1 protein-coding gene is annotated in these 1,127 nt (G+C 34.8%); it reads left to right on the top strand.

What is annotated here, in order from left to right:
* Positions 1-1,067, top strand: a 1,067-nt coding sequence (locus tag AB9Q04_RS08155; RefSeq protein ID WP_410024841.1) for a uroporphyrinogen decarboxylase/cobalamine-independent methonine synthase family protein, incomplete at its 5' end; no start/stop codon positions are given.
* Positions 1,068-1,127: the final 60 nt, after the last annotated feature.

Below are 1,127 nucleotides of genomic sequence, written 5' to 3'. Positions count from 1 at the left end.
ACATTACATATCCATTTTATGATGACATCGATGGATATAAAGAAGCTGAAGATCAGGCAGTAAAAAAGGTGGTAGATGCACAAATAGACCACAATCTACCCCAACTAACAGATGGCGAATACTCCAAGTCTCTTTGGCACTTAGACTTTGTCTGGGGCCTACATGGGGTAAAAAGATATATCGATGAGTCTGGATATTTCTTTAGAGATAAGGATGACAAAAAAGAAAAATACGAAACCAGAAAAGATATAGGTATAAAGTTAACCGACAAACTATCTGGCAAAAACCACCCATTTATAGACGATTTTAAAAGATTAAAAGAGCTTGCAGGCGATAAAGAAGTAAAACAATGTATCCCTTCCCCATCTCACATCTATGGAGAACTTTCTCTATTTGGTAGACTAGATGATGGCTACTATGCAGGTAAGATTGACGAATTTGAAAAAGATTTAAAAACATCTTACAAAGAATTTTTAGATGACTATAAAAAAGCAGGTGGCAAGATTATCCAATTTGATGACTGCCTATGGGAATTATTTGCTGAAGATAATGAGGATAGTCCTTTTTCAGCTGACTCTACCGAGGCAGAGAAAAGAGAATTGGCCTATAAATTTATAGAAATAAATAATGAAGTAATAGACTACGCCCACAAACTAGGTTTAAAAGTCTATACCCGCAACTGTAGGGGTAACTACGACTCAAGGTCTATGAGTGATGGTTCCTACGAATCTATAGCAGATTTATTTTTAGAAAAACAAAACTACGATAGGTTCTACCTAGAGTGGGATGATGAGCGTGCAGGATCTATTGAAGCTCTAAAAGCTTTTAAAAATAAGGATAATGAAGTAGTTTTAGGTCTTTTATCTAGTAAGACAAATAGCTTAGATGATGAAAAAAGAGTTAAAGAACTTTTAGAAATAGCAAGTCAAATCATTGATAAAGATAGACTTTATCTCTCCCACCAATGTGGATTTGCATCTTGTGATGGAGGAAATGAACTAACTATAGATGAGCAATGGGCTAAAATTGACCAAGGTCAAAAAATAGCCGAAGAGTTTTGGGGATAAAAAAAGTGTAAGAAATCTCTCTTACACTTTTTAATAACTAGTATAGATGGTGCTTTTCAC

This window comes from Anaerococcus groningensis, assembly GCF_046365465.1.
Classification (GTDB): domain Bacteria; phylum Bacillota; class Clostridia; order Tissierellales; family Peptoniphilaceae; genus Anaerococcus; species Anaerococcus groningensis.
This window is presented reverse-complemented; position numbering and strand designations above follow the sequence as displayed.